Source organism: Kitasatospora sp. NPDC057940, assembly GCF_042887425.1.
In the GTDB taxonomy this organism is placed as follows: domain Bacteria; phylum Actinomycetota; class Actinomycetes; order Streptomycetales; family Streptomycetaceae; genus Kitasatospora.
The window spans coordinates 58,486-77,917 of record NZ_JBHVPH010000013.1 but is presented as its reverse complement, the minus strand read 5'-3'; the positions used below and the strand labels follow the sequence as shown (position 1 = coordinate 77,917).

The 19,432-nt window shown below is 73.8% G+C and carries 22 protein-coding genes; 13 read left to right on the top strand and 9 right to left on the bottom strand.

The window, feature by feature from the left end; genetic code table 11:
- The first annotated feature begins 83 nt into the window (after positions 1 to 83).
- Entirely contained in the window at positions 84 to 2,255 is a 2,172-nt protein-coding gene (locus tag ACFVTF_RS20810) for an MMPL family transporter (RefSeq protein ID WP_387815359.1), read from the top strand.
- Between the two features lie 114 nt (positions 2,256 to 2,369).
- On the opposite strand, the gene ACFVTF_RS20805 is transcribed toward ACFVTF_RS20810, so the two are convergent.
- Entirely contained in the window at positions 2,370 to 3,194 is an 825-nt protein-coding gene (locus tag ACFVTF_RS20805; RefSeq protein WP_387815357.1) for a BPL-N domain-containing protein, read from the bottom strand.
- 222 nt (positions 3,195 to 3,416) lie between these two features.
- Here ACFVTF_RS20805 and ACFVTF_RS20800 point away from each other — a divergent pair, with 222 nt between their 5' ends.
- Positions 3,417 to 3,920 (top strand): cupin domain-containing protein, encoded by a 504-nt coding sequence (locus ACFVTF_RS20800; protein WP_387815355.1) that lies wholly within the window; start codon positions 3,417 to 3,419, stop codon positions 3,918 to 3,920.
- A gap of 257 nt (positions 3,921 to 4,177) precedes the next feature.
- On the opposite strand, the gene ACFVTF_RS20795 is transcribed toward ACFVTF_RS20800, so the two are convergent.
- Entirely contained in the window at positions 4,178 to 4,924 is a 747-nt protein-coding gene (locus tag ACFVTF_RS20795; protein WP_387815353.1) for a hypothetical protein, read from the bottom strand.
- Between the two features lie 467 nt (positions 4,925 to 5,391).
- Here ACFVTF_RS20795 and ACFVTF_RS20790 point away from each other — a divergent pair, with 467 nt between their 5' ends.
- From ACFVTF_RS20790 to ACFVTF_RS20780, 3 genes are all read left to right on the top strand, one after another.
- A complete protein-coding gene (locus ACFVTF_RS20790) occupies positions 5,392 to 5,625 on the top strand; it encodes a hypothetical protein (RefSeq protein ID WP_371515252.1) in 234 nt (77 codons plus the stop codon).
- Positions 5,626 to 5,643: 18 nt separating this feature from the next.
- A complete protein-coding gene (locus ACFVTF_RS20785) occupies positions 5,644 to 6,462 on the top strand; it encodes a helix-turn-helix domain-containing protein (RefSeq protein WP_387815351.1) in 819 nt (272 codons plus the stop codon).
- Positions 6,463 to 6,541: 79 nt separating this feature from the next.
- Positions 6,542 to 6,982: a hypothetical protein gene (locus tag ACFVTF_RS20780; protein ID WP_387815349.1), complete on the top strand. Its 441-nt coding sequence runs from the start codon at positions 6,542 to 6,544 to the stop codon at positions 6,980 to 6,982.
- A 67-nt stretch (positions 6,983 to 7,049) separates the two neighbouring features.
- On the opposite strand, the gene ACFVTF_RS20775 is transcribed toward ACFVTF_RS20780, so the two are convergent.
- The 3 genes from ACFVTF_RS20775 to ACFVTF_RS20765 form a co-directional block, all read right to left on the bottom strand.
- The gene (locus ACFVTF_RS20775) at positions 7,050 to 8,324 is read right to left on the bottom strand and encodes an MAB_1171c family putative transporter (protein WP_387815347.1); all 1,275 of its coding nucleotides are present in this window, start codon (positions 8,322 to 8,324) and stop codon (positions 7,050 to 7,052) included.
- Positions 8,321 to 8,908 carry a ParH-like protein gene (locus ACFVTF_RS20770; protein ID WP_387815345.1) on the bottom strand — a complete coding sequence of 196 codons (588 nt, stop codon included), beginning with the start codon at positions 8,906 to 8,908 and terminating at the stop codon, positions 8,321 to 8,323. The genes ACFVTF_RS20775 and ACFVTF_RS20770 overlap by 4 nt, the downstream gene beginning before the upstream one ends.
- Before the next feature lie 188 nt (positions 8,909 to 9,096).
- A complete protein-coding gene (locus ACFVTF_RS20765) occupies positions 9,097 to 9,543 on the bottom strand; it encodes an XRE family transcriptional regulator (protein ID WP_371515247.1) in 447 nt (148 codons plus the stop codon).
- Between the two features lie 357 nt (positions 9,544 to 9,900).
- On the opposite strand from ACFVTF_RS20765, the gene ACFVTF_RS20760 reads away from it, so the two are divergent.
- From ACFVTF_RS20760 to ACFVTF_RS20740, 5 genes are all read left to right on the top strand, one after another.
- Positions 9,901 to 10,530 carry a PH domain-containing protein gene (locus tag ACFVTF_RS20760; RefSeq protein WP_387815342.1) on the top strand — a complete coding sequence of 210 codons (630 nt, stop codon included), beginning with the start codon at positions 9,901 to 9,903 and terminating at the stop codon, positions 10,528 to 10,530.
- A 140-nt stretch (positions 10,531 to 10,670) separates the two neighbouring features.
- Complete coding sequence (locus ACFVTF_RS20755; protein WP_387815340.1) at positions 10,671 to 11,204, top strand: hypothetical protein; 534 nt, start codon at positions 10,671 to 10,673, stop codon at positions 11,202 to 11,204.
- A 121-nt stretch (positions 11,205 to 11,325) separates the two neighbouring features.
- Positions 11,326 to 12,156: a trypsin-like serine protease gene (locus tag ACFVTF_RS20750; protein WP_371515244.1), complete on the top strand. Its 831-nt coding sequence runs from the start codon at positions 11,326 to 11,328 to the stop codon at positions 12,154 to 12,156.
- Between the two features lie 110 nt (positions 12,157 to 12,266).
- Positions 12,267 to 13,265, top strand: a complete 999-nt coding sequence (locus ACFVTF_RS20745; RefSeq protein ID WP_387815338.1) for an aldo/keto reductase — start codon at positions 12,267 to 12,269, stop codon at positions 13,263 to 13,265.
- Between the two features lie 35 nt (positions 13,266 to 13,300).
- Complete coding sequence (locus ACFVTF_RS20740) at positions 13,301 to 14,158, top strand: DUF4253 domain-containing protein (protein WP_387815336.1); 858 nt, start codon at positions 13,301 to 13,303, stop codon at positions 14,156 to 14,158.
- Positions 14,159 to 14,222: 64 nt separating this feature from the next.
- On the opposite strand, the gene ACFVTF_RS20735 is transcribed toward ACFVTF_RS20740, so the two are convergent.
- From ACFVTF_RS20735 to ACFVTF_RS20720, 4 genes are all read right to left on the bottom strand, one after another.
- Positions 14,223 to 15,107 carry a helix-turn-helix transcriptional regulator gene (locus tag ACFVTF_RS20735; protein ID WP_387815334.1) on the bottom strand — a complete coding sequence of 295 codons (885 nt, stop codon included), beginning with the start codon at positions 15,105 to 15,107 and terminating at the stop codon, positions 14,223 to 14,225.
- Positions 15,108 to 15,144: 37 nt separating this feature from the next.
- Complete coding sequence (locus tag ACFVTF_RS20730) at positions 15,145 to 15,951, bottom strand: SDR family oxidoreductase (protein ID WP_387815332.1); 807 nt, start codon at positions 15,949 to 15,951, stop codon at positions 15,145 to 15,147.
- Between the two features lie 464 nt (positions 15,952 to 16,415).
- Positions 16,416 to 17,222, bottom strand: a complete 807-nt coding sequence (locus tag ACFVTF_RS20725) for a class I SAM-dependent methyltransferase (protein WP_387815602.1) — start codon at positions 17,220 to 17,222, stop codon at positions 16,416 to 16,418.
- A gap of 62 nt (positions 17,223 to 17,284) precedes the next feature.
- The gene (locus ACFVTF_RS20720; RefSeq protein ID WP_387815330.1) at positions 17,285 to 17,494 is read right to left on the bottom strand and encodes a DUF397 domain-containing protein; all 210 of its coding nucleotides are present in this window, start codon (positions 17,492 to 17,494) and stop codon (positions 17,285 to 17,287) included.
- A 179-nt stretch (positions 17,495 to 17,673) separates the two neighbouring features.
- On the opposite strand from ACFVTF_RS20720, the gene ACFVTF_RS20715 reads away from it, so the two are divergent.
- The 3 genes from ACFVTF_RS20715 to ACFVTF_RS20705 all read left to right on the top strand — a co-directional run bounded on the left by ACFVTF_RS20715 (position 17,674) and on the right by ACFVTF_RS20705 (position 19,421).
- Positions 17,674 to 18,888, top strand: a complete 1,215-nt coding sequence (locus ACFVTF_RS20715) for a helix-turn-helix domain-containing protein (protein WP_387815328.1) — start codon at positions 17,674 to 17,676, stop codon at positions 18,886 to 18,888.
- A gap of 90 nt (positions 18,889 to 18,978) precedes the next feature.
- Positions 18,979 to 19,173, top strand: coding sequence for a hypothetical protein (locus ACFVTF_RS20710; RefSeq protein WP_387815326.1), 195 nt, complete (start codon positions 18,979 to 18,981; stop codon positions 19,171 to 19,173).
- Positions 19,173 to 19,421, top strand: a complete 249-nt coding sequence (locus ACFVTF_RS20705; protein ID WP_387815324.1) for a hypothetical protein — start codon at positions 19,173 to 19,175, stop codon at positions 19,419 to 19,421. The genes ACFVTF_RS20710 and ACFVTF_RS20705 overlap by 1 nt, the downstream gene beginning before the upstream one ends.
- Positions 19,422 to 19,432: the final 11 nt, after the last annotated feature.

Below are 19,432 nucleotides of genomic sequence, written 5' to 3'. Positions count from 1 at the left end.
ACGATACCCCTGGGGGTACATGGCAGAATTGCCACATACCCCCACCCGTATTTTTCGGGACCGCCCCGAGAACGGAGCACCACGTGAACCGCCCCGCCCCCGCCGTACGGCCCGCCGCCCCGCCCTCCGAATCCGACGCCCGCCCCGGGCTGCTCGGCCGGCTCGGCCTGTGGTCGGTGCGCCACGTCAAGGCCGTCCTGGCCGGCTGGCTGCTCGTCGTCATCGGGCTGGGCGCGTTCGCCCCGCAGGTCACCACCGCCCTGTCCGGCGCCGGCTGGCAGGCCGACGGCTCCGAGTCGGTCACCGTCCGCCAACTCGCCGAACAGCACTTCGCCGGCAACGCCTCCTCCGCGATCCAGATCGTCGTCACCGCCGACCGCCCCGTCACCGAACCCGCCGTCCAGCAGGTCATCACCAAGGCCGCCGACCTCGCCGCCGCCGACCCCCGCATCTCCACCGTCATCGCCCCCCGGCCCGGCGCCACCATCAGCCCCGACGGCCGCACCGCCGTCCTGCTCGCCGGAGCCAAGGCCTCACCGGACGACATGGTCCGCGCCGCCGACGACCTCAAGAAGCCCCTCGCCGACCTCGCCGCCCCCGGCATCGACGTCCACGCCACCGGCGCCTCCGTCCTGTGGAGCGACTTCAACAAGGCCAACCACGACGCCATGATGAAGTCCGAGTTCATGTCCTGGCCGGTCACCCTGGCCATCCTCGTCCTCGCCTTCGGCTCCCTCGTCGCCGCCGGCCTGCCCCTGCTGCTCACCATGGCCGGCCTCGCCGCCTCCGCCGGCTCCCTGGTCCTGATCAGCCACCTGTTCCCGGTGTCCGTCTGGGCGATGAACTTCGCCATGATGTTCGCCCTCGCCCTCGGCATCGACTACGCCCTCTTCCTCGTCGTCCGCTTCCGCAGCGCCCGCGACGTCCGGACGGGACGCGCCCCGGACACCGCCCGGGCCGTCGCCGAGACCATGGACACCGCCGGCAAGGCCGTCCTGCTCTCCGGGGCCACCGTCCTGGTCAGCCTCTCCGCCGTGATGCTCGTCCCCTCCCCGGCCTTCCGCTCCATGGCCGGCGGCATCATGCTCGCCGTCCTGTTCGTCCTCGCCGCCACCCTCACCCTGCTGCCCGCCGTCCTCGGCAAGCTCGGCCCCCGCGTCGACGCCCTCGCCCTGCCCCGGGCCAAGGGCAACGCGCACACCTCACCGCGCTTCGCCGCCTGGGGCGAACGCCTGTGGCGGCACCCCCTGCGCTACGGCGCCCTCGCCCTCGCCGCGCTGATCGCCCTCGCCGCCCCCGTGATCGGGCTGCGCACCGCCATGCCCTCCATCGCCGTCCTGCCCGGCGACGCCAGCGCCCGCGCCGGCTACACCGCCGTCCAGCAGGCCTTCGGCCCCGGCGCCCCCGGCACCCTGCAGATCCTCACGCCCGCCGGCCAGGCCGCCGACACCGCCGCCCGCACCGCCGCCACCCCCGGCATCGCCGGCGTCATGCCCGCCCAGGACGCCGCCGACGGCTCCGGCTGGTCGATGATCCAGGCCGTCCCCGCCGTCGACCCCTCCAGCCCCGACCTCGCCCACACCGTCCACGCCCTGCGCGCCGAACTGCCCACCGACACCCTGGTCGGCGGCGCCGCCGTCGAGAACCTCGACCTCCAGCACCTGCTCACCGAGAAGACCCCGCTGGTCATCGGCGTGGTCATGGCCCTCGGCTTCCTGCTGCTGCTCGTCGCCCTGCGCGCCCCGCTGATCGCCGCCCTCGGCACCGCCGCCAGCCTGCTGTCCACCGGAGCCGCCTTCGGCGTCGCCCGCCTCGTCTTCCAGGACGGCCACGGCGCGGGCCCGCTCGGCTTCACCCCGCAGGGCTTCCTGGACGGCTGGGCACCGGTGTTCTTCTTCGCGATGATCTTCGCCATCGCGATGGACTACACCGTCTTCCTGCTCGCCTCCGCCAAGGAGCACTACGAACGCACCGCGGACCCCCGGGCGGCCATGACCGGCGCCCTCGCCCACTCCGGTCGGGTGGTCTTCGCCGCGGCGGGCGTCATGGTCGCCGTGTTCTTCACCTTCGCCCTGTCCGGGCCGCTGCCGCCCAAGGAGATGGGCATCGTGCTCGGCGTCGCCGTCCTGCTGGACGCCGCCCTGGTCCGGCTCGTCCTGCTGCCCGTCCTGCTGCGCCTGACCGGCCGCGCCGCCTGGCACACCCCGGCCTGGCTGGACCGCGTCCTGCCGAGGATCAGCTTCTCCCACGACTGAGCCCGGCGCGGCACCGCGCCGAACCTGCGCCGGGGCCCGCCGAACCCGCGCCCGCGACCGGACGGAACCCGGTCGCGGGCGCGGCCGCGCGCCCGCAGCCGAAGTGACGGAGCGTCAGGAGGTGGGGGCCGTCATCAGGTCGTGCAGCAGGTCGTCGCCCAGGCCCAGGCCGGTCTTCGACTCGTCGGGCAGGTGGTAGTCGCGGTACCAGTCCGCGGGGGCCTCCGGGTGCGGGCCGCTGACCGCCACCCGGCCGGCGCCGTAGGGGGCGGTGACGGCGGCGGCGCGGTCGTTGGTGTAGCGGGCCAGGACGTCCACGCCCGGGCCGTCGACGTCGAAGTACGGGCCGTCCTGGAAGTACATCCGCTGCGGGCGGCCGCGCCAGGCGACGTCGACGAGGCGGTCCTGCTCGTCGGTGACGGTCGCGCCCCGGGAGCGGATGTACTGCCCGGAGTCGCCCGGCAGGAGGTCGTAGCCCGGGTCGCCGGCCAGGTAGCCGCCCATGCACAGGCCCAGGTAGTGCCCGCCGCCCCGGACGTAGTCGCGCACCAGCTCCGGCGAGAAGCCCGGGTCGCGCTGCATCAGGCCCCACGCGGTGCTCACCTCCTGCCCGTTGGTGCCGCCCGGCTGCACGTACAGCGCGGCGCCGGCCAGCACGCCCGCGCCGAAGCGCAGCCGCTCCTCGGGGCCGACGTAGCGCACCGCGAAGCCGTCGCGCTCCAGCAGTTCCCGCGCCGCCTCCGGGCAGCCCTCGCAGGCCGCCGGGCCCCGGTAGACCAGTGCGAGCGGCCGCCCGTCGGCGGCGGCGACCGCGTCGTCGCCCGCGCCGTCCCCCGGGCCGTCCGGTACGGGGGAGGCGCCGCAGGCGGACGCCGTCAGCAGCGCCGCCGCCACCGCCAGGGCCGCGGCCGCCCGCCCGGGCCGCCGCCCACCCCTCATGACCGGCACTCCCGCCATCGCCGACACCCTCCCCGCGCCCTACGCCGTGTGCAGCGACGACGCTACGGGCACGGCGGCCCGCGCCGCACATCCGCCCCCCGAACGGGTGCCACCGCGCCGTCCGCGTTGACGGGGCAGACGGACGCGGCCCGGGAATTGACCCATGAAAGCGGCATTCGATTGCCACCTGATGGCCGGTCTTTCCGGTTCTAGCCTGGTCCCATGACGACGAGCAACACCGCCCCCGTGCTGACCCGCCACGCCGAGGCCGAGACCTGCGCCGACCCGAGCAGCACCATGACCCTGCTCGCCGACTCGGCGCACACCGAGGGCGGGTTCACCAGCTACCGCTCCACCTTCGCCAAGGGCGCCGTCGGGGCCCCCGCGCACTTCCACACCCGGGCGTGGGAGCTGTTCTTCGTGATCGGCGGCTCGCTGCAGGTGCTGGTCGGCGAGGAGGTCACGATCCTGGGCGAGGGCGACTTCCTCGCCGTGCCGCCGCACACCCCGCACGCCTTCGCCGCCGCCCCGGGCGCCGAGGCCGACGTCCTGTTCGTGTTCACCCCGGGCATGGACCGCTTCGACTACCTGCGCCTGCTGGGCCGCGTCATGCGCGGCGAGACCGACCCGGGCGCGATCGCCGCCTCCGCCGGGCGCTTCGACAACCACTACGTCGACAGCCCCGCCTGGCGCGCCGCCCTCGACCGGAGCGCCGCCCCCGCCTGAAGCCCCCGCCCCCGCCCGCCCCCGCCCGGGGCCCGTGACGGCCGCTCCCGGCGGGCCGGTGCGGGCCGGGTGTGGAACGGTGGAGGCCGGGGGTGTCCTGGTTGCGAGAGGAGTGGCCATGTCGTCGAAGCGTCGCCGCAAGAAGAAGGCCCGGGCCCGGCGCGGGGCCAACCACGGCCGCCGGCCCCAGTGCTGAGCGCCTGAACCGTGCGCGCGGCCGGGGCGCCGCCCCCGGCCGCACCGGCCGCACCGGCCGCTCAGGCCGGCCCGCGCCCGCGCGGCACGGCGTGGTACGTGCAGGTGTCCGTCCAGCCGCGGCCGAAGGTGAGCACCAGCACCGGGCCCCGCCCCTCGGCGCGGGCGGCCCGCAGCAGCGCGCCCGGGTCGCCGTTCGGCGGGATCTGCTCGTGCCGGAAGCACACGTCGCTGCCCGTGCGCGGCCAGTGCGGGTCCGGGCGGGGGATGCCGGGCAGGTCCCAGACCAGGGTGGCGTCGGCGGTGGACAGGCTCGGGCCGGGCATCCGCCGGCCGTCGGGGAAGAGGCCGCCGTCGCGGTGGTAGCGCAGCGCGTAGGCGACCGTGCCCGGCGAGTACGGCGGTTCGTCGCCCCAGGTGTTCGGGAAGCCCCAGTCGGCCAGGCCCGCCGCCTCGATCCTGGGCAGCACGGCGGTGACGTCCTCGTCGGTGGCGAAGTAGGCGGCGGCGCTCATCCGGCAGACCAGCACACCGCGGCCCTCGGCGGTGGTGGTGAGCAGGCCGAGCGAGGAGGGGCGGTCGCAGTGGTCGGCGACACGGGTCAGCAGGTGCGTCACGCCCTCCACCGCGGCCAGGCCCTCGACCAGCCGGCGGATCCGCTCGCGCTCGGCGGCCCGCAGCGCCTCGGCCCGCGGCGAGCAGGCCAGGGCGCGCAGCCGGCGGGTGGTGGGCAGGCGGGCGCGCAGCGCGTCCCGGGCCCGTGCGGGCTGGGCCAGCAGCAGGCCGAGCAGGTACTCGAAGCCGTTCACCGGTCGGGGTCCTCTCGGGCCGGGAAATCGGGGAAATGCAGAGAGACCGCTCGGGCCGCTGGGGCCGGGCGGTCTCTGCTGTTCGGACGGGCCCATGCGCCAACACGGCCCGCTGCCGGTGTTCCCGAAAATGTTGGAGTAGACAGCGCCCCCGGGCTCCTGACCCGCAGGTCTGGATGACGCTGCTGCACATCGTCACATTCAGCCAGGACGGCTACAAGGGCGAGTTGCACAAAAATGCATCAAATTCCGGTTTCGAGTTCCTGAACTGCACTGATATCACAGGGTTGTGACGAGATTGCGGGCCGGGACCGGGATTCTGGCGCATCAATCTTCGCGATGTTCACCGAACCGATTGGGAATCACCCGTACGCCTGACAGAGTGTTGCGCGAAACGGGTTCCTCGCGTGACGCCAACCACCGAAGTGCCCGTCCGTTGGAGTAGACGGTGATATAGGAGGTCCTCGATGACGAGGAAGCGGAAGAAGAAGCGCACCCCCGCCCACTGCGCCGCCGGCCACCCGGCGCCGCCGCGACCGGGCCTGCCCTGGCCGTCCGGCCCCGCGCAGACGGCCGTGGTCGTCGTGGTGGTCGTCGTGGCCGCCGCCCTGGTGAGGACGGGCATGTCGGCGGGAGCGGCGCTCGAACTGGCCGCCGGCGGGCTGCTGTTGAATGCCAGGCTCCAGCAGGGGCGGGCCTAGAAGGAACGCCGGACCGCGATGGGACGCCAGGAGAAACCGATCGCGGCGACCGAGCCGGCCCTGGGCCGGCTCGCCGCGTTGCTGCGCGAGCAGCGTGAAGAGGCGGGGCTGACCTACCGTCAGCTCGCCGACCGGACCAACTACCACCCGACCACCCTGCAACGGGCCACCAGCGGCCGGACCATGCCGAACTGGGAGGTCGTCGAGGCCCTCACCCGGGCCTGCGACGGCGACCTCAAGAAGGCCCGCCGCAAGTGGACCCAGGCCAACTACTGGGCCCACGTCCCGCGCCCCTCCGGGGCCCAGCGCCGGGCGCCGCGACGGTTCAACCCCGAACAGGTCGACTCCCTCGCCGACCTGCGACGGGCGATGCACGAGATGCGGCGCAAGGCCGACTGGCCCTCCCTGGAGGAGCTGGACCGCCGGGCCCGGGCCGGGGGAGGGCGCCTGCCCTCCAGCACCCTGGCGCTGGTCCTCAGGGGTGAGGCCCCGCTGCGCAAGGCGGTGTTCCTCACCTACATGGAGGTCTGCGGGGTCAAGGAGGCCCGCCGCGCACTGTGGGCGGCGGCCTGGGAGCGGACGAACAACGCCCGCACCCCGGCACCGGTGAACTCCCGCACGTACCAGCGGGAGTTCACCCGGGCCATGCAGTCCTCCAGCAGCGGCACCTCGACGGACATCCTGTTCAAACTGTGGGTGACCCTGCGCAACAGCCTGGCCGCCGACCGCGCCGACCGCGCCGACCGCGCCGACCGCGCCGAGGACGCCGGCCACCCCGGCCACTCCGCCGGGACGGGCCGCGACGGCACCGGCGACAACCCGCCGGTACTCGTGTGACCCGGTCCGCGGACGGGGACGCGCCACCAGCGCCCCGTCCGCGGACCAGCACCCACCCGCGCCACCTCGGGAATCAACCATGCCGACACCACCACGACAGCCGACCACCGCCACGACCACCACCACCACGACCACCACCACCGGACCGGCGCTGGGCCTGTGGGCGCTGTACGACCTCCACCTGCGCCACTACCTCGACTACGCCGCCCTGCTGCTCCCCGCGGCCGACGCCCCGCTGGCCGTCCAGGGCGCCTTCGACGACCTCAGCGGCCACTGGCTCGACGCCCTGGCCACCGCCAGCCCGGCCGCCTGCGCCTGGCAGGCGGTGCGCCGACGCGTCTGCGCCCTGGCCGGCCCGCGCCCGCTCGGCCCGGTCGCCCACCTCACCGCCCCCCAGCAGGACGTCCTGCTGCTGCACCTGGTCCTCGCCCTGCCCGCCGCCGAGGTCGCCGCCCTGACCGGCACCGAACCGGGCGCCGTCCACGTGCAACTGCGCTCGCTGGCGGCCGTCCGCCGGTAGCCGCCGCGCGCCGCCTTGCCCCGCCGCCGCCCGGACCGGCCGGGCCGCCCCCGGCCGATCCGGCGGCTCATCGCACGGGGCTCGCGACCGGGCCGGGGTCGGGAGCGGCGGGGGAGGGGGCGGCGGCGCGGGCACGGGCGCGGACCTCGGCGACGGCCGGGCAGGTGGCGTAGACGCGGGTGAGGTGGGCCAGCTGGTCGGCCTCGGACTCCAGGTCCTGCCCCAGGGCGTGCGGCGGTTCGGCCGCCGGGGCGGTGCGCGGGGCGTCGGGGTTGGGCCGGGCCCCGGCGGCCGCGCGTTCCAGCGCGGCCGCCAGCGCGGCGGCCTCGGCGGTGGCGCCGGCCCGGGCGGCGGACGGGGGGAAGCGCGAGGAGGCGGCGGCGAGCCACCGCGGGGTCCGCGGGTCGAGGTGCTGGCGCAGGATCAGCCGGGCGTCGTGGATCTCGATGATCCGCCGGTACAGGGCGAACTGCGGGTCGCGCGGCGGCAGCAGCGGCAGGCGGCTGGCCGGGGCGAGCGCGATCTCCGGCAGCACGGTGTGCAGGTCCCGCCAGAGCGGGGCCAGCGCCCGGTAGCGGCGGTGGGCGCGCAGCCAGCCGCGGACGGCGGCGTGCGCGGCCGGCCACACCGTGGTGCCCAGGCCCGCCGCGAGCAGCGCCACGCACAGCAGGCCCAGGACGCCGCACAGGGCGTCCTCGGCGCCGGCCTGGGTGCCGGTGGCCGCCGCCTGGACGACGTCGTCGACGCCCCAGGCGTTCCACAGCAGGCCCGCGACCAGGCTCAGGGTGAGCAGCCGCAGCCCGCTGCGCTGGCGCCCGGGCGCGGCGGCGCGGGCGAGCCGGGCGAGCTGGCGCAGCAGGGCGGTGAGGCAGTGGGCGAGGTAGAGCACGCCGGCGGCGGTGTACCCGGCCAGCGCCAGACGGGCGCCGGTGGAGGGCGCGGCGGTGAGGTCGGAGGCGTCCAGGCCCGGCGCGGCGGCGACGAACAGGACTGCCCGCACCCCCAGGACGCCGGCCAGCAGGGCCAGCTGGCGGCGCACCGCACGGCGGGGAAGCTCGGGATCGCGCAGGACGCCGGCCAGCAGCCGGATCGCGCAGGCCGCGCCGATGCGCAGCACGTCGCCGAGCAGGACGGGCAGGGCGGGCGCGATCCCGAGCCGGTGCAGCTGGTCGGCGGCCTGGACGGTGGGCGGGGCGAGCAGCAGCAGCGCGGCGGCGAGCAGCGCGGTGGCGTAGCAGCTGTAGCGGGCGATGGCGCGCGGGTTGGTCCGGCGGCCGCGGGCGAAGTGCCAGGCGCTCAGGCCGAAGAACAGCGCGACGCCGTAGAGGACGAGGCCGCTCACGGACGCCCCGCCGCCCGGCTGCCGGCCGCCCGGTCGCCGACGGGTCCGGACCCGGACCCGGACCCGGGCTCGCCGGCGAGCAGGACGTCCAGGACGTCGAGCGAGTCCGGGTGCGGGGCGGGGCCGGGCGGGTGCGCGGCGTCGGCCTTGGCGGCCCGGCTGAGGATGAGGGAGGCCAGCAGCTCGGCCTCGCGCTCCTGGGGCTCGTCGTAGCCGGTGCGCCCGAGCACCCGCCGGACCAGGTCGGGGGACAGGTGCGGCAGGAGGTCCGCGGCCGGGCCGAGCGGCGCGGAGCCGGCGTGGTCCAGGAGCAGGTGGGCGATCTCGTGGACCAGGATGTGCCGGCGGTGCAGCGCGCTGGTGTCGGCGGTGTACAGGATGTAGTCCGCCTCCCGGGTGGACACCAGCAGCCCGCAGGGCGCGTTGGGCCGGGCGGCCACCGGCAGCAGGTCGATCGGCCGCCCCCGCCGGCGGGCGATCTGCTCCAGTAGCACGGTGGTGTCGAACGGGCTCGGCAGTTCCAGCTGTTCGGCCATCCGCCGGCAGCGGCGCAGCGCCGATCGGTAGCACCTGTCGTCCCGCACGCTGTGTTCCCCTTCTCGATCAGCGGCCCCGTTCCCCCCGATCTCCCGACCGCCGTGGCTCCGCCTCCGTGCCTGGCCCCCGTCTTCGTAGCCCCCGTGCCCCGTCCGCCCCGCGCCCCGTCAGCCCCGGACCCCGTCCGCCCCGCCGACGGCTCGCGACCCGCGGCCCCGCACCCGCGCCGCCGGCGTCAGGGCGCCGGGTTCCGGCGGGCCGCGTCCCGGCGGGCGATGACGTCGATCAGCTCGCTGACCGTGTCCAGGCCCTCGGAGGAGAGGCCGACCGCGCGCAGCGCCAGGCTGCGCACGCCCGCGTCGCGCAGCGCGCCGAGCAGCGCGAGCTCCTTGGCGATCTCCGCGCCCTGCCGCTCGTCGAAGAAGTACGCGGGCGGGACCTGGAAGAACTGGGCGAGCGCCTCCAGGTGGCGCTTGGTCGGGTTGTCCCGGCGCCCGGTGCGCAGCTGCCACAGGTAGGTGGTGGAGAACGACTCCCCGGTCGCCTCGCGGCAGGCCCGGGCCACCTCTTCGTTGGTGTACTGCTCGCGGTCGGGTCTGCGGACGGTGTGGAACAGCGCCTCGATCCTGGCCGCGAGCCCGGACAGTTCCACCGGTCCGTCCTCCCGGTTCGATCCCGCCATGGCCCGCCCTCCTCACCGGGGCCCCGCACGTCTCCTCCTGGCGGGCGGGCAGGGCCGGCCAGGTCACGATAACCCAACGGCATCAGCTGGCGTGGATCACAAGATACCGCCAATCAACGTCAGTTGACCCCTCCACCGGCGGCTGACATCCTGGACCGCAGGCAGGCCAGTCGACCTGACTGACCATCAAATCCATTCGTGTTAAAGACATTTGACGTTTCCCCCGGATCGGCCGAACGATCTCGGCAGGCCGGTAGTGTGACCGACTCCCCTGGGACCGCCAGGCAACGACGCCCGACACGGGACCGGCCGAACCGACCGGCCCCACCGACGGCACGACGTGGGAAGGGGGCGCCCGTGAACACGGCGCCGCGACACCAGACGGTGCGGCTCGGCTTCCTGTGGCGAGCCGCCGGCGCCCCCATCGGCTGCGTGCTCGCCCTGGCGATGGGCATCGTGCTCGCCGACAGCGGGGACGCCGGCCGGATGGGCGCCGTCCCCGCGCTGCTGCTGTCGAGCGCGGCCGTCCTGGGCGTGGCCCTGCCCGTCCCGTACGGCTTCTGGCTGCGCGCCGACGACCACGGCCTCACCCTCGTGCGGGCGTTCGTCCCGCGCCGCTACCGGTGGCGCGACATCCAGGGGCTCACGATGGACGCCGGGCAGGACGCCGACTCCGGCGCCCACCGGCTCGTCCTGCTGCTGCGCCTGACCCCGGCACCCCGCCGGACCGCCCGCGCCGCCCGCGACGCACACCTGTACGGGCCGGTCCTCGGCATCCTGGGCACCACCCGCGACGGGCTGCCGCGCGGCACCGAACCCCGCCGCCTCGCCGAACTGTTCGACCTGCTCCGGCGCCACGGCGTCCCCCTCGACGACCGCCGCTACGCCGACCTCGTCCTCACCGCGCACGGCTACCCGACGCTCGCCCACACCGCCCCCGGCGCCTCCCTCTCCGCCCGCCCCGCCGCCTGCCCCGACGCGGCCTGAACCGGGACCCGGCCGGGCCCTCGCGGTCCGCCCCGGCCCTTCGAGTCACCCACCGCTGAGCCGCCCACCGCCCCGCAGCCGTTGACCCCGACGGAAGCGCGCCCGCCCGGACGGCGCGCCAGGACGTCAGGAGTGCGGCGATGCTCAGGTTCCACGGCGCGTGGCGGATCACCGTGGTCGGCAAGAACGCCAGCTTCGACCAGCGCGCGGTGGTGCGCGGCCCCTACGGCACCCGGACGCTGCCCGGCCGGGTCGGCGCCAGCCTGGAAGTCGAGGAGGACAGCTGGACGCTGACCCTCGAACACCACCTGTGGGGCCGCAGCTGGCAGCCGAACCTGCGCGTCACCCCCGGGCCCGTCACCGAACGCGACGGCGTCCGCAGCCGCCTGCTGACCAGCAACGACTGCCACTGGCCCGACAAGCCCCTGGACTACGTCAACTTCGTCGTCCGCCTCGACCAGAGCCTCGCCCCGGCCCCCGTCCTCGCCCCCGTCCGGGCCGCGCGCCCCGCCGACTCCCTGCCGCCCTCCGCGCCCCGGGCCATCCGCACCTCCTCCGGCGACGTCGGCGACTTCGGAGCCCCCGCCTCCCGGCCCGCCCCCGCCACCCGGCCCGCGGCCACCCCTGCGCAGGCGCCGGGCACCAACGCCCGGCCCGCCGCGACCCCCTGGTAGCCAGCCGCCGTGCCCGGGGGCTAGCCCCCGGGCACGGCGGCCCGCTGCCCGGATGTCCCGGACCGGCGCCGCAGGGTTGGCTGGACGCATCCGAACCAACCGATCCGAAAGGCCGTCACCCGTGCTCCAGCGCAAGACCGTCCGCCGCCGCGCCGCCCGCGCCACCGCCGTCGCCGCCCTCGCCGCCGCCCTGGGCGCCACCGCCATGACCGGAAGCGCCCAGGCGATCGTCAACGGCCACGACTCCACCGAGCGCTACTCGTTCATGGCCACGATCCCGATGAGCGCCAAGCAGATATCCGACGGCACCTGCGGCGCCACCCTGATCGACCCCCAGTGGGTCCTGACCGCCGCCCACTGCGTCCAGGGCTACCCGGGCAGCGAGCTGAAGCTCGACGGCACCGTGCGCATCGGCAGCGCGCACCGCAAGAGCGGCGGCACCGTCCGGGCCATCACCCGCACCGTGGTCCACCCCGGCTTCAGCTTCGGCGACGGCCAGACCCGCCCCAACTACGACGACCTCGCCCTGGTGCGCCTGGACCGCCCCGTCGCCCAGCGGCCCATCGCCGTCGCCCAGCGCCCCGGCCCGCCCGGCACCCCGACCCGGCTGCTCGGCGTCGGCACCGTCGTCGACACCCCCAAGTTCGAGGACATGGTCTTCCCCGACCGCCTTCAGGAGCTCGACACCCGCCGCGCCGCCGCGACCGACTGCGCCCCCGGCTACGCCGGCCCCACCCGCCTGTGCACGACCAGCCCCACCCCGCAGGCCATGGCCTGTTTCGGCGACTCCGGCGGCCCGCAGATCCAGCGCGGCCGCGGCGGCCGCTGGGAGCTCATCGGCACCACCTCCGGCCCCGGCGCCCCGGGCGTGCCCTGCTCCGAAGGCCCGGGCCTGTACACCGACGTGCGCGCCTACGCCGACTGGATCCGGGCCACCCTCGCCGCCGGCTGACCCGGCTGACCCGCCTTGGCCTGCCTCGGACTGACTGACTGACCGGCCGATCCGGCCGACCCGACGGTAAAGTCCCAGGTGAGCACCGTCGCGCCCGAGGAGACCCCGCCATGCCGACCGATCCCGCCACCGGAGCCGCCACCGACCGCCCGCCGATCGCGCGGTACGGCCTGGGCACCGCAGCCGTCGGCCGGCCCGGCTACATCACCCTCGGGCGTGACGGCGACCTGCCCGCCGAACGCACCGTCGAGGCCCTGCGCGACCGCACCCACGCCCTGCTCGACGCCGCCTACGCCGCCGGCGTCCGCTACCTCGACACCGCCCGCTCCTACGGCCGCGCCGAGGAGTTCGTCGCCCAGTGGCTCGCCGAACGCCCCGAGGCCGCCGCCGAGGTGACGGTCGGCAGCAAGTGGGGCTACACCTACACGGCCGGCTGGCAGACCACCGGCGTGGCCGCGCACGAGGTCAAGGAACACTCCACGGCGGTGTTCGACCGCCAGATCCACGAGACCCGCGCCCTGCTGGGCCCGCACCTGGACGTCTACCTGGTCCACTCCGTCACCCCCGACAGCCCCGCCCTGACCGACACCGCCCTGCACGCACGCCTGGCGGACCTGGCCGGGCAGGGCGTACGGGTCGGCCTGTCCACCAGCGGCCCGGCCCAGGCGGACACCATCCGCGCCGCCCTGGCCGTCACCGTGGACGGCCGCCCGCTGTTCACCGCCGTCCAGGCCACCTGGAACCTGCTCGAACCCTCCGCCGCCCCCGCCCTGGCCGAAGCCCACGCCGCCGGCTGGCTGGTCGTCGTCAAGGAGGCCATGGCCAACGGCCGCCTCGCCGGGCGCAACGCCACCGGGGACGACACCGCCGCACTGCGCGCCCTCGCCGCCCGCACCGGCGCGCCCCTCGACGCCCTCGCCCTGGCCGCGGCCGCCGCCCAGCCCTGGGCCGACCTCGTCCTGTCCGGCGCGGCCACCCTCGACCAGCTCGCCTCCAACCTCACCGCCGCCACCCTGCACCCCACCCCCGACGACCTGGCCGCCCTCGCCACCCTGGCCGAACCCGCCCCGGCGTACTGGCGCACCCGCGCCGCCCTGCCCTGGGCCTGAAATCCCGTGTCAGTGGTCGCCCCTACGGTGTCCGCATGACCTCGGACCTGTCCCGTCTCCTGCCCGCCACCCTCCCGCCCGGCCGCCTGGTCGGCGGCGAGGACGGGCCGGAGCCGCTGCTGTGGATCAGCGACGCCCCCGCCCCCGCCGGCCTGTGGCAGCAACTCCACCGCGCCCACCCGCAGTCCGGCCTGTGGCCGCTGCTGCTCGTCCCCCTCGGCGACGGCGCCGACTACCGCCCCTGGCTGTCCGGCGAACTCTTCCCGGCCTCCGCCTCCGACCCCACCCTCTGCGACCCCGACGCCCTGCTGCGCCGCTGGTGGCAGCAGCTCGGCGGCACCGGCGAGGACAGCACCGACGAGGACGGGCCCGCCGAGGACGCGCCCGGCGAGGACGGGTCCGAGGGCCCGCTCGATGCCGAGGACGCCGCCGAACTCCGCGCCGCCCTGGCCCCCTTCGGCCCCGCCTGGCCCGGCACCGCCCCCGCCGCGGCCGTCCCCGACGGCGCCCCCGGCGTCGAGGCCCGCGGCCTGGCCGACGTGCTGCTGTCCGTACGGGACGCGCGCCTGGGCCTGGTCCGGGCGGGCAGCGGCGCCGAGGCGCTGGCCGCCTGCGGGTGGAGCGGCCCGCTCAACCACGAGGACGACACCGCCAAGATCGCCGCCGTGCTCGCCGACTGGGAACGCCGCTTCGGTGCCCAGGTCGTCCAAGTCGGTTTCGACACGCTGGAGTTGAGCGTCGCCGTCCCGCCCGCCACGCTCGCCGAGGCCCTTCCGCTGGCCGCCGAGCACACCGCGTTCTGCCCCGACCTCGTCTTCCAGGGCGCCGGCACCCTGACCGCCTACGCCGAAGGCCTCGTCGACTCTTACCAGTGGTCGTTCTGGTGGGACTGACCCCGGCGCCCGTTCCCGCCACCGAGCCCGGATCCACCGGACCAGTACGGCTGGAAGGGCCGGACTATCCGTTGTGTGCTTCGAGCCCGGTCGCCGGCGCCTGCTGGGTGGCCGCCCACGACGCCAGGAGCGCCAGATTGTCGGCGGCCGGTGTGCCCGCGGGTGCGGTGTAGACGTTGAGGTGCAGTCCGGGTTCGGCGGGCAGTTCCAGGGACTCGACGTCCAGGTCGAGCCGGCCCACGATCGGGTGGCGCACGCGCTTGCGGCCGGACCGGTGCAGCCGCACGTCCTGGGATGCCCACCGCTGCCGGAACAGCTCACTGGACGTCGACAGTTCGCCGACCAGGGCGATCAGCTCCTCGTCGTGCGGATCGCGGCCGGCTTCCATGCGCAGCTTCGCGGCCACGGCACCGGCGATCTGGTCGTAGTCGACAAAGAAATCCCTGGCCGCCTCGGGGTTCAGATAGACGAACCGCGCGGTGTTCGCGGGCCGTCGCGCGTCGGCCGGCACCGGTGAATACAGCGCGCGAGCGAGTCGGTTCGTGGCGAGCACGTCGTAACGGCCGTTACCGATCCAGGCCGGCGCACCGGAGATCGCGTCGAGCACCTGCTGCAGCGTCGAGCGCACCGTCACGGCAGGCCTGCGCCGGCGCGGTCCGCCGGGCGCCGTGGACCGGCGCGCGAGGTGGAACAGGTGGTCGCGCTCGGCCTCGTCGAGTTGCAGGGCCGAGGCCAGCGCGTCGAGCACGCCGTCGGAGACACCGGCGAGGCGGCCGCGCTCCATGCGCACGTAGTAGTCGACCGACACCCCCGCCAGTAGCGCCACCTCCTCGCGGCGCAGACCCTTGACCCGACGGTTGCCGCCGTAAGCGGGCAGGCCCGCCTGCGCGGGTGCGATGCGGGCGCGACGCGAGCTGAGGAACTCCCGGATCTCGGTGCGCAGATCCATCGTGGCCAATCCCCTCACCGTGAGCCGGTCCCGCAGTCTAAGGGGTGCCCGATGCGGTCGTCGCGATGCCGCCGTCCACCGGGATGACGGTGCCCGTGAGGTAGGACCCGGCCCGGCTGGCGAGGAACACGGCGATACCCGCCATGTCGTCGTCGCGGCCGATCCGGCGCAGCGGGGTCGCCGCCGCGATCGTGTCGCCGACGGCATCGAGCGTGGACGCCGTCATCCGCGACGGGAACATTCCCGGTGCCACCGCGTTCACCGTGACGTGCTGCGGGCCCAGCTCCCTGGCGAGCACCCTGGTGAGTTGATGGAGTGCCGCTTTGCTGCTGGCGTACGAGTAGTTGGGCGACTGGGCGACGTGGATGGCGGCGATACTGCCGATGTTGATGATCCGCGCGGGATCATCGGCGGTGCCCGCCCTGCGAAGTGCGGGGAGCAGCGCCTGCACCAGCCAGAACGGCGACTTGAGGTTGAGGTCGATCACCGTGTCCCAGGCCTCGTCCGGGAACGTCGCCAGCGGCTCGCGCCACATCGCCCCCGCGTTGTTGACAAGGATGTCCAGGCGTTCCGAGCCGGCCTGGACAAGACCGGCGAGGCGCTGACACTCGTCGTGCCTGGACAGGTCGGCGGGGATCGCTCGAACGTCGCCGAATTCGGACAGCAGATGCTGTGCCTCCGCGCACGCGTCTGCCTTGCGCGAGCTGATGACGACGCGGGCGCCCGCCTGGAGAAGGCCGCGCGCCATCATCAGCCCGATTCCCCTGGTGCCGCCGGTGACAAGGGCGTACTTCCCACTCAGATCGAAAAGTTCCGCGTGAGTGGTGAATTGATCGTCCGCCATTGGTCTCCGCCTGTTCTGTCGTGGAAGAATTCGCCGACACGGTCGCGCATTCGGGGCAGCTGAATCGAACCGATGGGGTTAAAGCTGCGGCGTGTGTCCATGGTGACAGGCGTTTTGGACGTCCGGGAGACCCTGGTGATACAGGTACTGTGAGAGCCCCCCTCGCCTGGTGCGCAGGCCCCGGCACCCGTTCCCACCGCCGAGTTCGGGGCCGTCGGGGGCGTCGAGCCACCGCAGGCCGTGCCTCGCCAGGCCCGCCCACCGTCCGGGCAGATGTGGTTCGGCGCCGGCTCGTCATCCGGAGCGAGAGTGTCAGGCGCCGCCGCCCGGCCCGGGTCGGCGGCGCCATCGAGCGGTATCGGTTGGCGCCGAATTCGCCGGTGCGGACGGCGGTGATGAATGCCTGCCAAGCGGCTGGTGGGAAGTTGAGGGGGCCATCGGGAAGGTTTGGCCGGGGTGGCACTTCAGCGTGCGGTGACCCAGTAGGCCGCGAGCGGGCGGTTGCCGTGCGGTGCGGCGACGGCCCGCAGGACGTCGCTCTGGCTGAGGACGAGTTGCCGTACCGGTTCGGGCAGCGCGGCCAACCGTTCTCCTCCGGTGATCAGGTCGAGGCAGGCGCTGATCTCCCAGTCCGCGTCCTGGAGTCCGTCGGTGTCGACCGGCCCGTCGCCGTCCGCCGTCCAGCCCGCCTCGGGCAGGAGCCGTAGCAGCGCCTCGCGGGAGAAGGCCGTGCGGATGTTGCCCTCGCCGTGTGAGCCCGCAGCCTCGATCTGGCCCTGGATCAGTACTGCGAGCAGGTGCGCCAGCTGGTCGCCGCAGGAGGGCGTCAGGTCCCACTCGGCGAACCACAGCCGCCGCGCCCAGGGCCGCACCCGGGCCAGCGTGTCGCGCAGCTGCCCGAGCGAGGCGAAGTACCAGGAGCAGTGGGCGAGTACGACGTGGTCGAAGGCGTCGGAGGGGAAGTCGACCGACAGGTCGCGGACATCCGTGCTGAAACGGAAGTCGATGCGCGGCCCGACCGGGCTCGCCGCGAGCCGGGCCGCCGATTCCCCGAGCGTGACCGGCGCCCCGTAGGTCGGATCGGCGACATCGACGGCCACCACACGTCCCTGGGGTCCGACAGCCTCCGCGAGGACGGCGGTCATATCGCCCTGCCCGCAACCCAGTTCGAGGACGGTGGAGCCGGGCTCGATGTCCCAGCTCTCCACGAGTGAAGCGCGGTGGCGTGTCTGTATCAGCTGAGCATCCGGGCTGTGGTCGGCAGCGGCCATGGTCTTCACGAGCAACGGAATCCTGGCGTGGAGATCGGAGTGCTTCACACAATCCTCAGTGGCTAGTCGGCGAACTGGTGAGGACGAGGGTATGAGACGCCCCTTGGCGGCGCCTGCGATTTCTCGCTCGAGTCCTCGGCGGGGAAGAGGAGGTCCGGGCCGTGGGGGTCCTGGGAGTCGCGGACGGGTGTCACGTTGGCGAAACCCTCGGCCACCTCGATGCATTCGCCGCCCTGGCCACTGTGCGAACTCTTGCGCCAGGTGGTTGCCATCGCGTTGCCTTGTGCCGGTGGAGTGGGAAGTCGGTGGGGATGACTTTCCACTCCGGCGTCGGGTTAGGCTTCCGGCCGCCGCTCCCCAGATAGGGACGGCGGCGCGCGGGGTTGTGAGTTGGGGTGCGGGGTTGGCAACTCGCGCTGGTCGGGGCGTGCGTGCGCGTAGTGTCGGAAGCATGGCGAGCGATCATCTTGGGGATCGGGTCAAGCGGCTGCGGCGCTTGGCCGGTCTGACGCAGGAGGGCCTGGCTGAGAAGTCGGGCGTGTCGGTGGATGTGGTTCGGAAGCTTGAGCAGCAGCGGAAGCATTCGGCGCGGCTTCCGACACTTCACGCGCTGGCCAAGGGGCTTGGTGTTGAGCTGACTGCGCTTCTGGGTGACCCTCCGGCGGTTCCTTCGACGGGTGCGATGGAATCACCGGAACTGGTCTCTTTGCGGCGTGCGATCACTCCGTTTCCGTTCGCGCCTCCTCCGGAACCAGATGGAGCCGAGTGGCTGTCGCTTGCGTTGTTGAGGTCTGAGATCGCTGATGGTTGGTCGCTGTACCACGCTGCTGACTTTGGCCGTCTGATCGAGATTCTCCCTGGGATCATCGCCGATGCAAGGCTGGTGGCCACGGCAGGCCGTGGCCGTGATCGGCTTGATGGCCACATGGCATTGGGAAAGGCGCTTCAGCTAAGCGGGCACCTTGCAATTCGCCTAGGCAAGACCGATCTTGGGGTTTCCAGTCTGGAGCGAGCGACTGCTGCTGCCGACATCGCGGAGGATCCTCTGCTTGCCGCTATGGTGAGCAACTCCATGTCATGGGCCTACCAGCGCCAGAACCGGTTGGACGACTCCCGCGCGTTGGCCGTCCACGCCGCCGACGCGGTCGAGCGCGATCATGTATCCGATGCGATGGGGCTCCGTGTGTGGGGCGGGTTGATTATGGCCGGGGCGATCAGCGCCAGCCTGGGTGGAGATTACGACGGCGCATCGGAAATGTTGCGGACTTCCGAGAAGGTATCGGGAAGACTTGCGCTGATGGCGCCGCCTGCGGACAGCAGGATGGTTAGCATCTTCAGTAAGTCGTCTGTTCAGATCAAGCGCGTCCGCCTTGCGGTTCAGCATGCGCGATCCGGTGAAGCTCTGTCCCTGGCGAAGAACGTTCGATTCGACTCCGAGATTCCACCGTCCTGGCGAGCATGGCTCTTTCTCGACGTGGCTAGGGCGCACGCCGATCTGGGAGACGCTGCAGGAGCTGTTGCGGCACTCGAACGCCTGCAACGGACCGCGCCAGGGTGGATGAGATACCACACGCTTGCAGTGGGGATCGTGTCTGACCTTCTGGCCGGATCCGCCCATCCTCCGGGACTCTGGAAGCTGGCGCGGTCCCTCGGAATCGCTGACTAGTGATCAAAACTAGGACGCTTCGTCCCTGTTGGATGAGCACCCCAAGCGAGAACCTCTCCGTACCGATTCAGTACGGAAAGGATTTAGAACGTGACTGTTGGTATCAAGCTCCACGGCTACGGGGTGCGGTGGGACCCGGAGGGCCGGTGTTACCGGGTGCGGAACGAGACGACGGGGGAGTGGCTGCGCAGCGGCACCTCGGGTGGGCTGGCCTCCTTCTCCTCGTTCTCCGCCGCCTTCAGCGCCTGGCGGGGGTTCGAGGTTCGGCGGCAGGTGGGGGCGTGATGGGATCCGCCCTCAACCGCGCCACCGCCGAGCAGCGGCGGCAGGCCGCCGACGTCCTCGACGACCTGACCACCGTCCTCGCTCTGGCCGGGGTGAAGTTGCCCTCCATCGAAGTCGACTGGGAGCACGGCCGCAGGACCGGCTGCTACCTCATCGGCCTCGGCTGCGCCCACCCGTCCGAACTCCTGCGGGTCGTCGACCTGCTCCGCAAGGGGCTGCGCTACGAGCGCCTGACGCATGACGGCTGAACTCCTCGTCC

Excerpts from the sequence above, each read along its gene's own strand:
- ACFVTF_RS20805 (WP_387815357.1), bottom strand. The coding sequence starts at position 3,194 with ATGAGGGGTGGGCGGCGGCCCGGGCGGGCGGCCGCGGCCCTGGCGGTG.
- ACFVTF_RS20800 (WP_387815355.1), top strand. The coding sequence starts at position 3,417 with ATGACGACGAGCAACACCGCCCCCGTGCTGACCCGCCACGCCGAGGCC.
- ACFVTF_RS20790 (WP_371515252.1), top strand. The coding sequence starts at position 5,392 with ATGACGAGGAAGCGGAAGAAGAAGCGCACCCCCGCCCACTGCGCCGCC.
- ACFVTF_RS20785 (WP_387815351.1), top strand. The coding sequence starts at position 5,644 with ATGGGACGCCAGGAGAAACCGATCGCGGCGACCGAGCCGGCCCTGGGC.
- ACFVTF_RS20780 (WP_387815349.1), top strand. The coding sequence starts at position 6,542 with ATGCCGACACCACCACGACAGCCGACCACCGCCACGACCACCACCACC.
- ACFVTF_RS20765 (WP_371515247.1), bottom strand. The coding sequence starts at position 9,543 with ATGGCGGGATCGAACCGGGAGGACGGACCGGTGGAACTGTCCGGGCTC.
- ACFVTF_RS20755 (WP_387815340.1), top strand. The coding sequence starts at position 10,671 with ATGCTCAGGTTCCACGGCGCGTGGCGGATCACCGTGGTCGGCAAGAAC.
- ACFVTF_RS20745 (WP_387815338.1), top strand. The coding sequence starts at position 12,267 with ATGCCGACCGATCCCGCCACCGGAGCCGCCACCGACCGCCCGCCGATC.
- ACFVTF_RS20740 (WP_387815336.1), top strand. The coding sequence starts at position 13,301 with ATGACCTCGGACCTGTCCCGTCTCCTGCCCGCCACCCTCCCGCCCGGC.
- ACFVTF_RS20735 (WP_387815334.1), bottom strand. The coding sequence starts at position 15,107 with ATGGATCTGCGCACCGAGATCCGGGAGTTCCTCAGCTCGCGTCGCGCC.
- ACFVTF_RS20730 (WP_387815332.1), bottom strand. The coding sequence starts at position 15,951 with ATGGCGGACGATCAATTCACCACTCACGCGGAACTTTTCGATCTGAGT.
- ACFVTF_RS20725 (WP_387815602.1), bottom strand. The coding sequence starts at position 17,222 with ATGGCCGCTGCCGACCACAGCCCGGATGCTCAGCTGATACAGACACGC.
- ACFVTF_RS20720 (WP_387815330.1), bottom strand. The coding sequence starts at position 17,494 with ATGGCAACCACCTGGCGCAAGAGTTCGCACAGTGGCCAGGGCGGCGAA.
- ACFVTF_RS20715 (WP_387815328.1), top strand. The coding sequence starts at position 17,674 with ATGGCGAGCGATCATCTTGGGGATCGGGTCAAGCGGCTGCGGCGCTTG.
- ACFVTF_RS20705 (WP_387815324.1), top strand. The coding sequence starts at position 19,173 with ATGGGATCCGCCCTCAACCGCGCCACCGCCGAGCAGCGGCGGCAGGCC.